Annotated in this window: 13 protein-coding genes; 3 read left to right on the top strand and 10 right to left on the bottom strand. The window is 31.7% G+C overall.

Features of this window, described 5'->3' with window-relative positions:
- Positions 1-254 precede the first annotated feature (254 nt).
- On the top strand, positions 255-1,490 hold the full coding sequence (locus tag G6R40_RS13825) for a site-specific integrase (RefSeq protein WP_165136779.1): 1,236 nt from the start codon (positions 255-257) through the stop codon (positions 1,488-1,490).
- A gap of 118 nt (positions 1,491-1,608) precedes the next feature.
- Here the strand turns inward: G6R40_RS13825 and G6R40_RS13820 are convergent, their stop codons facing one another.
- Positions 1,609-1,917, bottom strand: coding sequence for a helix-turn-helix domain-containing protein (locus G6R40_RS13820; protein WP_165136776.1), 309 nt, complete (start codon positions 1,915-1,917; stop codon positions 1,609-1,611).
- Between the two features lie 177 nt (positions 1,918-2,094).
- Here G6R40_RS13820 and G6R40_RS13815 point away from each other — a divergent pair, with 177 nt between their 5' ends.
- Positions 2,095-2,325, top strand: coding sequence for a hypothetical protein (locus G6R40_RS13815; protein ID WP_165136773.1), 231 nt, complete (start codon positions 2,095-2,097; stop codon positions 2,323-2,325).
- Here the strand turns inward: G6R40_RS13815 and G6R40_RS13810 are convergent.
- Positions 2,322-3,236, bottom strand: coding sequence for a WG repeat-containing protein (locus tag G6R40_RS13810; RefSeq protein WP_165136770.1), 915 nt, complete (start codon positions 3,234-3,236; stop codon positions 2,322-2,324). The two genes, G6R40_RS13815 and G6R40_RS13810, sit on opposite strands and share 4 nt — an antisense overlap.
- Positions 3,233-3,931, bottom strand: a complete 699-nt coding sequence (locus tag G6R40_RS13805; RefSeq protein WP_165136767.1) for a hypothetical protein — start codon at positions 3,929-3,931, stop codon at positions 3,233-3,235. The genes G6R40_RS13810 and G6R40_RS13805 overlap by 4 nt, the downstream gene beginning before the upstream one ends.
- A 111-nt stretch (positions 3,932-4,042) precedes the next feature.
- On the opposite strand from G6R40_RS13805, the gene G6R40_RS13800 reads away from it, so the two are divergent.
- Positions 4,043-4,225 (top strand): hypothetical protein, encoded by a 183-nt coding sequence (locus G6R40_RS13800; protein WP_165136764.1) that lies wholly within the window; start codon positions 4,043-4,045, stop codon positions 4,223-4,225.
- Between the two features lie 90 nt (positions 4,226-4,315).
- Here the strand turns inward: G6R40_RS13800 and G6R40_RS13795 are convergent, their stop codons facing one another.
- The 7 genes from G6R40_RS13795 to G6R40_RS13765 form a co-directional block, all read right to left on the bottom strand.
- Positions 4,316-4,612 carry a cyclic-phosphate processing receiver domain-containing protein gene (locus G6R40_RS13795; protein ID WP_165136761.1) on the bottom strand — a complete coding sequence of 99 codons (297 nt, stop codon included), beginning with the start codon at positions 4,610-4,612 and terminating at the stop codon, positions 4,316-4,318.
- A gap of 11 nt (positions 4,613-4,623) precedes the next feature.
- Complete coding sequence (locus G6R40_RS13790; protein ID WP_144282110.1) at positions 4,624-5,556, bottom strand: helix-turn-helix transcriptional regulator; 933 nt, start codon at positions 5,554-5,556, stop codon at positions 4,624-4,626.
- Between the two features lie 93 nt (positions 5,557-5,649).
- On the bottom strand, positions 5,650-6,879 hold the full coding sequence (locus G6R40_RS13785) for a type II toxin-antitoxin system HipA family toxin (RefSeq protein WP_165136758.1): 1,230 nt from the start codon (positions 6,877-6,879) through the stop codon (positions 5,650-5,652).
- Positions 6,876-7,184, bottom strand: coding sequence for a helix-turn-helix domain-containing protein (locus G6R40_RS13780; protein WP_165136755.1), 309 nt, complete (start codon positions 7,182-7,184; stop codon positions 6,876-6,878). Before G6R40_RS13780 ends, G6R40_RS13785 begins: the two co-directional genes overlap by 4 nt.
- 205 nt (positions 7,185-7,389) lie before the next feature.
- Positions 7,390-8,628, bottom strand: a complete 1,239-nt coding sequence (locus G6R40_RS13775; protein WP_165136752.1) for an McrC family protein — start codon at positions 8,626-8,628, stop codon at positions 7,390-7,392.
- A 4-nt stretch (positions 8,629-8,632) separates the two neighbouring features.
- Complete coding sequence (locus G6R40_RS13770; RefSeq protein WP_165136749.1) at positions 8,633-10,678, bottom strand: McrB family protein; 2,046 nt, start codon at positions 10,676-10,678, stop codon at positions 8,633-8,635.
- A 31-nt stretch (positions 10,679-10,709) separates the two neighbouring features.
- Positions 10,710-13,301, bottom strand: a complete 2,592-nt coding sequence (locus tag G6R40_RS13765; protein WP_165136746.1) for a P-loop NTPase fold protein — start codon at positions 13,299-13,301, stop codon at positions 10,710-10,712.
- Positions 13,302-13,316: the final 15 nt, after the last annotated feature.

Raw genomic sequence — 13,316 nt, 5'->3', positions numbered from 1 at the left:
TACAAAATGTTGCAGTATTGTTGCAGCCAAAAATAAAAAAAACACCTACATCGCTGTAAGTGCTTGATTTAAAGAGTGGTCCCACTTGGGCTCGAACCAAGGACCACCTGATTATGAGTCATTTAATTTCTTTTTTATTATACTTTACATTGTTTTATTATACTTTATTTTTAACTGATTATCAGTGTTTTACAAAATAAAGTTTCTTATTCTAATTTACTTTTCTTTATATTTGTAGAGCAAATGTTCGTCAAATGTTCGTCAAAAAAAAGTATAAAATGACCACTTTTCAGTTTACTTTAAAGAATAACGCTAAATCAAATGGTGAAAAAAGTATCATCATGTCGTTTATCAAAGACAGAAAAAATACAAGTTTGTCACTTCGACATTCATGTACTGACCAACAATGGAGCGCAGAAACGGAACGTGTAAAAAAAAGCCACCCTGATTACGAAAAACTTAATAAGTTTATTGATAAATACAAAGGAATTGCTTCAAAGATTATTGAAGATCTTGAAGATGATAATATTCCCTATACGCTGCAGGATGTAATTTATGAGATTAAGAATTATAAGGGAGACTTGAAAACAATGTCCTACACCAAGTTTCAAGAAATCGTTATTGAAAACCTAAAAAAATCAGATAAAATTGGTTCTGCGCAAGTTGACCAAGATGCATTAAACTCTCTTCAAAAATTTTTTGACAAAAAAGACATCGGTTTTAACGAGATTAAATATCTAACCCTCAAAAAATATGAGGCACATTGTATTGAAAAAGGAAATACACCTGCAACTATCGGAATCCGAATGAGGGCGATTAGAAGCGTTTTTAATCAGGCAATCAAGGCTAAAGTAATCAAGGAAAAACAATACCCTTTCAAGGATTACAAAATTTCCCAAATCAAGAGTAACAGCAAAAAAGAATTCTTGAGCGTGAGCGAAATCGACCTATTAAAAAAATATAAACCAAAGGATCAGTACGAACAATTTGCCAAAGATATGTTTCTGTTCAGTTATTACTCAAGGGGAATTAATTTCATCGATATGATGCAACTCGAAAAGAATGCACTAATTGATAAGAATATTTCTTACTACCGAGAAAAAACAGGGGTTGCCGTTAAATTCAAATTAATTGACATCACAGAAAAAATTCTAACGAAATATAAATCAGAACCCGACTCTAAATTTCTATTATCCATAGTAAAAAACAACAATCCTACAAAAACTTACTTGAAGAATAAGTCTCAAAAGTATTTGACGATTTATGTCAATAAATATTTGAAGGATATAATGAGCAATCTTAAAATCAATAAAAATATCACCTTTTATTGCGCAAGACATTCCTTTGCTACTGCACTAAAGTTTGAAAATGTTTCAATTGAAATTATTCGAGAAGCATTAGGCCACAAGGATATCAATTCGACAATGTCCTATTTGAATTCTCTTCCAGATGCAAAATTGGATAAAATTATTGAGGATATTATTAAATAATATTTTCTTCTTCACTTACAAATTTTACTAATGTGAAATTAGTAAAAGATAATCGGAAACATTCTGATTATCAATTGAATGAATTAAAGGTTATGCATAATTTGCATAATACAATTCACTAATGTTTAAGACGCATTTTTTTGAAATCTCTAATTGCTTCCTGCTCAATCTCATATTTTGACTTAGAACGACATCTTTTTAACCATTCATCAACATCTTTTCGCTTAAACATAAGGATTTTACCTGTTTTAAAAGAAGGAATTTCGCGAGTAGATTTGAGTTTGTAAATTGTTGATTTACTTAAGCGTAAATACTTTGCAAGCTCATCAATTGACATCAATTCATTATCGTGATTAACTTCGTGAACTAATGGGTTTTTTTGCACTAATTCCTGCAGTAAATCTTCGATTTTTTTGCAATCGCTCATTAATTAACTCAAATGGATTCTCCATAATTTATCATGATTTTTTTGATTATTATAATTAAAGGTACGATTAAGTAAACAGAAAAAGCAATAACCTCTAGTAGTGTTCAATGAAAATGAACATGAGAATTCATTGAACAAGAACAAAACAGAATGTCTGAATTTTCAAAAAAACTCATTATGGCTCAAATTATTTCGATGGGGATAAAACTCATCCGCATTTCAAAATCCAATCCTTTTTTGCTCGAAATTTCTGATAACGCAGGGATTTCTTGGCAAATCAGATTTAATGGCTCGACCGGAGTAGGAGAATTTTGGGATATTTTCCGAAGAGGCGAAACAATTTATGCAACGACTTCAAAAGGAAGGTTTCGGTCGGTGGATTCTGGTTCGTATTGGATGCAGATTTAATATGGGAATGTTCCTTCTCCAAAGATAAGTTCGTGGCATCTTTTATGAAAGTTTTTGCTTCTTTCTTCTTTCGTCAAAGATGGTGAAAAAGGAATTTTGTTTCCTTCAGAATCTGCAACAAAACACAAATCATCATCATCCAAATCAGGATTTTCCCAATAATTTTTTATGATTCTTGCTCGACCATTTTTGGGATTGAATTCTCGAACTGGTGAATCAGAAACAAAAGGGAAAAGAATATTCTTATGGATGTCGATGATTCCGAACTTTATTTTCTGATAATCTTTGTTAAAGTACTTGAAATAATTATTATAATGAACACCTTCTAATTCCAATTTTTCTCTATCAAAGAATACATCGACAGTTTTTCCTGCACAAAAATTGTCACCAACAAACTCCAAATGATCCCATTCAAAATCCATGATAACATTTTGATCAAAATCAATTATTCCGTATTTATAGTCATTACCAACAATGATCAAATCTTCGTTGAAACTATAAAAATCATCATAATTCAAATGCAGAATAAGGTTTCCATCGATATCGATGATTTTCCACTTTCCATTAAAACAAAGTGCAACTCGTGGATTTTCGGATGAAAGGTCAGCAAAAACATTGTCGTAAATAAACGGTATTACAGGATTATTTTGGCGGTCGAAAATTCCATATTTTTCATTTTTCCTTGCTATACAATATCCGTTTTGAAAGAAAGGATGATAGATACTTTGGTATTCATCGGGAATTACCAAATATCCTTCTCTGTTTACAAAGCCAAAACCATCATTGGTACAAACCCAACCATAACCTTCTTCGTCAAAATCAGTTACTTCTTCCCAATCAGTTGGATGGAAACCTCTATCTTCGTAATCTCCGGCTAAATCATTGGCTTGCCACGGGTGGATTTTTTTCATTTTAATAGTACACTTAATTTATTGCCAGTACGTTCCCCATTTTCATAACTGTATGCGCTATAGTAGCCATAATGAGGTATCACAAAAACATTCAGGTCATTGAGATTTGCTGTTTTAATATTATCGCCTAGATATTTAAAATTCTTTAATCCTACTTTTTTCAAGTTGGTCTCAGAACCAAAAAAAATAATATTCTTGGGTTCAATTATTTTAATAAAATCAAGAGTCTTTGTTTCGCAATAGTTTCTCATCTTCAAAGGTAAATCTTTTATATCGTTTGCTTTTTTTGTATTAAAGTAAAACATATTCATAAAAACTGAATCTTTTAGTTTCGAATGTAAATGCTCATTATGAAACATAATTTTTAGCCTATTTCTCATAACGTCATTACCTTTAAATTTTTCTTCAATTTCCCATTGTGGCTTCTCCACTAAAGTATTACAATCGTAACCTAAATTTGTCCAAAGTCGCCTGTCTTCATTCTTGTATTTTTTTATATTTAGTAGTGCATCACTATAAGATTCATTTCCACCTGGATTAATTCCAATAAAAAGAATTTCGGCACGGAAGCGATCAGAGTTGGTTTGAAACACATAAAAATTCTTATCTATTTCTAATGCGTATTCATGACAAACTTCTGCGACTTCTTTCAACCATTTTTCCCTTTTTTCTAAAAACTTTGCTCTTTCGTTCATATTAATAATTTCTAACAAATATAGGCATCCAAACCGCCAAAACAAGTCCCTCAACATTATTTTTCACAGTCGCACTTTGTCTCCATCAGCACTTATCTTTGAATAAAAAATATGAGCATTTTAATAAAAATTAGAAATCATTTCTTCGAAGAAGTAACAGAAGAAATTGAAAAGAAACATTCTGAAGAAAGAAAAATAATTTTGAAGCAATTAGGTTTTGTTTTGCTATTTTCAATTGCAATTTTTATCGTCGCATATATCCTATCACTTGATATTCCAGTTGGATTAAAATAATAAGAATCATCAGTTTAACGATTGTCAAAATGGAAAAAAACGAAATCTTGTCGCAAATATCTACTAATTTTGCGACAAAATTTTCATCTTTTAATGATTCTGATTTTTTAATCTGTTAAAATTACCAAGCAATTTCTCAATATTCTCTTTTCCCACAGGATTTTGGCTATGGACTTGAAAATTGATGTCCGAAACTCCATTGTCCAAACAGAATTCAACCAAAAACTTCGCACAATCGAAACCTGTTTTTCCTTCTCCTAAATCATGATCGAAACTGATGAACTCAGGAACACCATTTTTGTTGATGAAGTTTACAAATTCATCATAGTCATAAACTCTTTCAAAATTTTCAGGAGTAGAACGAAGGTCATCCAGATATAGATTCATAATTTTCTTGCTCAAAATTTCTTATCTTTTTCATTCATTTCCAGCGCCACAGAAAGAAATTTCAAATATTCTTCCCTAACACTTTTCGGTTCCATAATTCGCAATCTTTCCGCATGTGTAAGCAATTCCTGATAGAAATCGTAGGTGGGAACTAATGTTAATTCAATTCGAAATTCTTCGTCGTTTTCAACCAATGTTTTTTGTGAATGATGGATTGGCAGCGACTTTACAAATTTTCCTTGCCACGGATCAAATGAAAGAACAATTTTCCTTGGTGTTTCACCAGGTGTAGAAACAATTCCGAATGAGTTAACAAAGAGTTTTTCAATATCTGTTTCAATATTTTTGAAAGTTTTATTATGAATTTCCAAATCGGTGAGTCGATCTAAACCGTAGGTTTTTATGAAAAAACCTTTTCCTTCATTTTCATTCGCCAACAAATACCAGCGATTTCGGAATTCTTTCACTGCATAAGATTCTACGACTTTTCTTTGAGGAATTCCATCCCAATATTTGGTGTAATTAAAACTGATGAGTTTCGAGTTCTTAATCGCATAAATAAGTCCCTCTAGATTGTGTAATCCAGATGCTTGACGCTTTTCAAAAAGCATTATTTTAGAATGATCAGCGGTTTGTCGGTAAGCGTTTACTAACAGTAAATTATCGAAAACACCTTTGGATTGCTCCAAGTTTTCATCTTCAACAATTTGGTAAGTCATGGTCGATCGCTTGAATTGGATTTCAATTCCGAAAAGTTCCCAAAGTAAATCCCTATCACGCTTGAATGTTTTTTCACTGAACGCCAAATCATTATCGAAACCATTTGAATAATGTTTTTCTTCCAAGTAATTAAGTACTTCATCATAAGTCGCACCTACATTTTTCTTGGATTGTAGCAAGTTTGAAATATGAATCAAACGCAACATTTGGTCTCTTTTTGCCATTGTTTAAATTTTATAGGTCAAAGATAAACAAGCAAACGGACAAATGATGACTATTTAATTGATGCGATTATAAATTTTCATACTAACGGACATCTAAAACATTAGAAAACGCTTCTCAATCAACTCAATATTTTCAATCTTAACACCATTTCCCTTCGCTAAATTTTTCCAATTTCCCAATGCAGCAATTGTATTTTGAATGACTTCATCTATAAATGCTTTTGAAAGTTTTGCTTCCAAACCTAATTTTTCAAGGTTAGTTCGAGTAATATTTCGTCCTTCTCCCATAACCATCGTACTTTGTTCTCCACCTGGTCCATTTGAAAATGTGAGATCGTATGCGGGTGACAATTTCCATTCGCCAGATTCATCCATTAAGAAGCTGAAATTTTTAGCATGGTCGTCTCGATTGTGTGCCATTACATTGAAAACAGCCAATCGAAACATTTTTTCAACCTCTCGAATATCTTTGGTAAGAACATTCGTTAAAGCCAACAAATCCTCATAATCATGAGATGGAAACCGAAAGTTACTATGAATCAATCCGCTTACAGTGTGCATGTGGAAGCGCTTATTTTTATCTCTGTCAAATCTTTTTACGGCAAAATAACCACTTCCTTTTTGTGAAGGAAATAAATGTGTTGTAGGCATTTCTAATCCTGCATTTGCCGCCATAATCGAGTAAACATACTCAATAGCTCCTGAATCGTTTCCATCTTGGGTGTTCGGAAATTTCACAATCCAATGTTCAAAACCTTCGCTCAATTCACCTGCACTGTGCGAAATATTTTTTCTTTCTGAATCAAAACCAATCATTGCTTTTGGTCTCGCTCCGGCAGAAGATCCGTTCAATGCCAAAAGTTCATTTATGACTTCTCCAGATTCGCCTTCCAAAACTCGCTCAGTTTGCGAAGCCAAAACGTCAAGGTTAATTTTTTCATCGTAATGGTTAGGACTTTCATCTGGTTCATAAACCAAAGCTCCCATTCCATTTAATCCAACGTACGCTAAGCGATCTAAAGCAGTAACTTCATTCGGTAAAATGCCTTCAGCTCTCAACATCCTGTCAAAAAGTAATCTTCCCCAACCGTCGGGCAAGCTGTCATTAAAAACACCTGCCAATCCTTCAAAGGGCGTTCTAGGAAGTTCTATTACTCCACGTTGTAAAGGAAGTTTTATTGGTGAAATTTCCAAATTACTTTTAAGGAAAGAATTGTCATATTCAAAATAGATGATTTCATCACGAATTGCTAATCGTCCTACTTTTTGAATTTCTGATCCAAAATTCAATCCTACTTTTAATTCTTTGATGGATGTTTTCATTTTTTACTTCCTCTTTTTTTGACAGTTTTTTCGTCATTCTTTAAGACTTCGTCTATTGATTTAAAAACAGGTGTAACTGGCTTTAAACCTTCAATCATCTCTTCTAAACCACCAACAATAGAAAGAATTTTCAAAAAAGATTCTAAAGAAATCATTCCGGTTTGTTCAAATTTTCTCAAAGTGGATAAAGGAACGCCCGATCTTTCTGCTAAACCTTCTTGAGTAAGATCCATCTGCAATCTTCTTTCACGGATATTCTCTACGAGTTTTTGGTGTGCTTTTGAAAGAGAAATAAATAACATCATGATAGTATTTAATTATATTTTTTCTATCTAATTAGTATTATTGTATTACAAATATACTAAAATCATTCAAATATGATGCTCCTGTTACTTTTGATTTTTAAAGTAATTTCGTTATTTTCAGTAAAGTTAGAAGAGAGCATAAAGAGATTTACATGTTGAACGACTCAACATATAATATTTAATTAATTAAACCTGATACCCTTATCTAGTTAAGAAAATTACTGACCTCCGAGCAAATATCACTTTGCCAATTCTGTATGTTTTTATTTGTTCTAAGTTGAATAACCGAACATTCTTTTGCAGAAAGCAACTCTTTATCAATCGACGAAAAATATTTTCCTTTTGTGGTATAACTTTCAATGCCAGGATAAAGTAGTGCAGTTTTCTTTGCTCTATAAAATTTGTGATATACATACATTTGTCGTAAATCTTCAGGAGAAGGATTGTAACCATTCAGGTTTTTCCATTTGGTATCTAAAACTGCAATTTCCTGTGTTGTATTATTTTTCAAAATGATATCCGGTCGCATTGTAGAATTTTTTCCAAACTCAGGTTTCCAAAATTGTTTAGGTATTTGTGCAGATACCGTATAATTTACCATTCTTTTTCTTAGAGTAACTAATATAAACCGCTCCCACAAATCGTTCATATCGAACATCAGAGCTAAAACATCGTTTTTTCCTTTGGTAACATCTGGATGATAATTCAAAAGAATCAGTTTTGCTATGTCAAGCGAAGTTTTGTAGGGATTATTCTTACGATCATAATGAATTTGCTCAAAATCAGATTCTCTAACTCTAATATCCTGCATTTCCGGAAAAGATAATTGAAGATTTGAAATTCTACTTTTCAATCTTAAATTAAAATTAATCCTCGGAAGAAATTTTACCGCTTTATAGAGTATTTGATGGATTTTATGTTCTTTATTGTATTCTGTTTTCCTAACATAGAATTTTTCGTGATGAATACAGTTTTTTGTGATATGCTTTGCAAAATGAATGGAGCCTTTTAAAGCATTGCAATTATCCTCTCTTATAATATATTTTTTTACTAAACCCTTTCTGAGTAAGGTTTCAATTTCAGTAATAAAAATTTCAATGTAAAGATCGAGCAAGGAATTACTTTTTAGTTTTAACGATGAATTTCCTGTACTGTGAACATTGAATCCCCAAACAGTTCTCAGCATATCAATAAGAATATTCCGCCAAACGATTTCATTATTATAATCTGCTTTTGGCAAGACTTCAATGGTTGTTTTTCCCACCTGAAGCACTCCAACAAAAGAATTAAACTGAACGCCATTTTTTATCAAACTGAAATACGGTGAGTAACTTCCATAATAGTTTTCTAAAGCATCATGAATTAATTTTTGATCCTTGTTTGAAAGGTCAAAAACTAACTTGCAATGTTCGAAAGTTACTATTCTATTATTATCTATTTTCATTAATTTAGTTCATCAGCAATTGAAGTGCTTCACTAAAACCGGCGTGATTGTCTCTTAAATCAGTTATTTCAAAAATTTCAGTTTCGTCATATTGTGCCGAATTATCGTAATCAAACGAAGCAAAAACAGAATTTTGCGTTTTCCGGGATACGAAACCTTTTCCTAAAACCAAACCAATCTTACCAAAATCACCAAAGAAATATTCTTGAAGTAATGGAATAATATTTCTGTAAAAAGAATCTATAATTGTGGATTCATCTTTTCCTATGAAATAGGCATGACCAATTATGTGTTCCTGATCTAATAATTTTTCAATTCGCAAGTTTATTTTTTCTAAAACCTCAGCTACTTTAAAGTCATAAAGCTTGTAATCTAACTCTGGTAAGTCGTAATCTGGTGCAATCTCTTCAAACACAAATCTCCTTCTCAATGCCGAATCCAAAGCTTCAACACTTCTGTCAGCGGTATTCATTGTTCCAATAACATGCAGATTCGCAGGAACACTAAATGTTTCCTTACTGTAAGCTAAAACGACCTCAAGTTCTTCGTCATTTCCTTTTCTTTTATCTTCTTCGAGGAGTGTAATCAGTTCTCCAAATATTTGCGAAACATTGCCACGGTTTATTTCGTCAATAATCAGGACATGAGGTTTTTGTGGTAAAAGTTTATTCTCAGTTTTTGTCGAATTGTTGTGCTTAATTTTCTGATTAATATAGTTTATTACTGCCCAATATGCCGATGAATTAGAACCTCCAATTACTTCCCGAAATTCTTTATCGATATTTCTAACTATGCTTAGATCCGGAAATGCTTTTTGCAGTTTTTCCGCTCTTGAATAGGAAACAGTATATTCTCTGGCATATACCGTATTTGCTGGCTGGACAATTAAATTTCCGTTGCTGGACACATCCACACACTTCATACCCATGCCTGAAGTTCGCAATGGCAAAACAAGTGGATTATTTTCTTCCAGATGTTCCAAAACCTCTGAAATAAGTTGGGGATAAGCATCTTCAAAACTGTATTCCTGAATTACTTCTGATACCTCATAATGTTGCTTTTTCGCTTGGTCACAAATTTTTCTAAATAATCCTTTCTGAACTTCATAAATTACTTTCTTTTCGCCTTTTTCGTCTTCTTCGACAAGTGGTTTTATCCCTTCAACAAAATCTTCATAAGACATACTTTGATGAAAAGTCGTAAACATTATCTGCCCCGCGTTCACCAACCTTTGATATTCTTCCTTTATTTTAGATCTATCCAGATTGATATTAAATTGAGGGTTTGCGATGCGGACTGCTTTTGTAATCGTGCTGTATGTTTTCCCGGTTCCGGGAGGGCCAAACAGAATTTGGTTTAAAGGAGGACGAAAATCTTCTGTTTCCGCAGAAATAAAAATTTTTTCTTCTTCAGCATCAAGTTCTTCATCCAACTGCTCTACAATTTTATATTTATTGAATCGTTCTTCCATTTTCTGGAACATTTTCTCCTGCTCATCCGCAGTAAAACGATGTGCAATAAATTCGGGATTTTGAGATTTCAGCAAAGTAATTTCCTCATCAACAATTGGAATAATTGCATTCATCATTATTTCCAGTTCTTCTTTTGCTTCATCAAAACTCTGAAATTTAGGTGTGGAATACACTCCAAAAAATTCCATTTTATTGGTATCGGAACCAATGTACATATGTTCAAACTTCCCTTCAACCCTTTTTTTAATGTTTCGGATTAACTCAAGTGCTAAAGCATTCTGTTCATCGTGAGGTTTTTTTGTCTGATTGAACTGAATGAAAAATTCCATTCCCGACTTTGGGCGTAAATCAAAAACAAGGTTAATTAAATCCCCCGAAGAACCGGGATATGCAACCGGAATAAACCAAAACGTTGTGGAAAAGTATTTTGATTTTTCCGTTCCAATAAAATAATTCAGTTCCGCACCTTTATTTGCTTTCTGCCTTACCGAAAAAGTAAAGTTGTGGTTTTTGTCGTACTTTGATTTTAGCCAGTCAAAAACTTCCTGCTGTAATGCTTTATAGTTGATTTTGTTCATAGTTTATTTTTCTAAATTTATTCAAATTATATTAATCATGAGGTAATTTAATATGTGAAAACTGAAAATCTACAGAATTCCAACTATTCCCTTTAACTTTTTCATAAAAATCGGCGAACTCTTCTACTATATCAGAACAAATTTCTCTAAAGAAAAAATCTTCAAAATCTTCAGATTTGCCAAATAGCAACTTAATCCCCTCTTTCTTTATCGAGGTTTCGTAGTATCCAACATTATTTATCAGACTTAGTAAAAAATTTTCTTTTGAATTACAAGAATTTAATATTGACTTTACTTTTTCATTAATATCAGCATCAACATATTTTTCGCCATCATCTTTTTGTTTTACATTTTTGAAATACAAATTCCAAAACCCTTCGGTAAATTCAGTTTCTTCTCCTATAAATTTCAAAAGATAGCCTTTCTGAATTCCGTAAATCTCCTCCTCTGTGAGAGGGAATTTGTTCATTGTTTCTCCCCTTCTTCTATTTTTTAATTTGAGATCATGAAGAAGGTTGGCCTTACTTTGAATATTTCCTGAATCTTCTTCAAATACTGATATTAAGAAGTTCTTCCCATCAGTAACATTGCTGTAAAATTTAGCAACATCCTCCCATTCCATCAATTTATAGGAAAGTTTCTGAAAATCAATCAGATTACCTTTAACGTCTTTGCCCAAAATCTCCAACGAGGCTTTTATTGTGTTTTCATATGCTTTTCCATTTTTGAAATGAGTAATCTTGTTAAGTCTTGTTGATAAATCTTTGATTTTTTTCTCTTCAATCCATTTATGGATTTGAGAATCTATTTGCATAGAATCTCCTTCAATAAAATCCAAAAAGGTTTTTTCATCAATATTATTCCTGAAAATCGTTTGAGAAAAATATCTTTCGAATTTGGTGGCATATCTCACAGACAGTTCTCCTTCCAAAATTTTGCTATCAACATCATAACTAAATGAATTATTTTCATATCTAGGAAAAAGGCGATGAATTAAATCATTAATCTTTTCCTTTTCAATATCGTCGATACAATTTATTTCAACATATTCAGACAAGTAGTAATCTAATACTGTAATTTCTTTTTCGGAACTATCCATTCCCGATTTATTATTTCTCTCTAAAAATTTTGCAAATTGTTTAGCCGCTGCTTTGGTTTCATCTATCGGCCTAAAATAATAGACTCCGGTATTGGTGTCTTCTTTAAAGAGTTCGTCTTTCTTTGTAAATAAAAGTCTATAAAGATAAGGATGCTTTAATCTTAGAATTTCCAGGTGAACTACATCTAAGAAATTTAGATTTAAATATATTCCTTCATAGTTTACAATAATGGAATTAATTACTTTCTTTATTTCTCTAAAATTATTGAGCCAAAATAAAAAGAGGTCATTTTCTCTAAATCCTAAATCCCAGATTGTAGGATCTTGATCGTAACTTCTCAAGAAATTATCTATTTTAAAAGAAACGTTTGCAGGCAAAACCTCACGCAAACTTTCTTGAAAATAATCTTTTAATATATTTTTCTCAAAATATGGTAAATTTATTTCTACATTAATAATTTTATCAAGATATTTTATTGTGGACTCCGCACTCTGACCTTTAATACTTTCATTTACGTAATTACGGTCATATGCCAGTACGAAGAATGTATTTTTAAAATTTGCGGTTTTTCTAATCAACTTTAAAAGTTCAAAGATTTCCTCTTTATCCAATCGGTCTACATCATCTATAAAAACAATAATTTTTTTATTTACAAGACCTATTTTTTCATTTAGTTTTTCAAAAATAGTTTGTATACTCTGCTTTCTATAGAAAATATTACGAAAGAAACGGTAAAAAGTCAAACTGTTCCCATTATCTAATAATTCTTCCGAATAGATTGAAAAATCATCAGATAAATCTCTACCCAATGCATCCGAAAAGGAATTAAAAAAATCTTTTATTAAAACTTTTTTGTCATATCCCATCCATGGATTAAAGTCAAAAACAATTGTATTTTCTCCCTCTAAATTATTTTTTACAAAATTGAGGACTGAAGTTTTACCATCTCCCCATTCTCCATTTAAGCCTATTGTAAATGATGTCTCAAAACTATTTTTAGAGATAATCTTTGCTATTTTTTTAGATGCCAGATCAAACAATCCGTCTAACTTATCATCTACAGGATCAGAAATTGGAGCATCTTCAAATAGTTGATTATGTTTTTGTATAGTTTTCTTAGTCTGCAAAAATTTTAGATAACCTCCCAAATGAAACATTAAAACTAAAAAAATTGTATCAAGATACGCAATACTGCTACTTAATCTGAAGGTTATAAAAGTAAAAAAATCATTAAACGCTCTTTCATAAGTATACAAACCAGTCAAAAGCAGTAAAACAAAAGTCATTGTGGCTTTTGGCTTTACAGAATTACAAAAATTCATCTGTAGAGCACTATAAATTATCACCGCAACGATTAAGATAAAATCAAGAAAAAAAGTAGATTTCACTTGATCCATAGTATTATGAACTAAATGCTCTAAGAAAAACTTCTCAATTAAGGGAGTAAGTGCCGTCAAAACAATTACGAAAATTAGAAATAATAGAAAATCTCTGTATTTACCTACTTCTTTTGTGTCCATCATTTAATTATTTAATCA

The sequence above is a fragment of the Chryseobacterium sp. POL2 genome (assembly GCF_011058315.1).
GTDB lineage: Bacteria > Bacteroidota > Bacteroidia > Flavobacteriales > Weeksellaceae > Soonwooa.
Note: the sequence above shows the minus strand (reverse complement) of the source record. Positions and strands in the feature narration are given on the sequence as shown.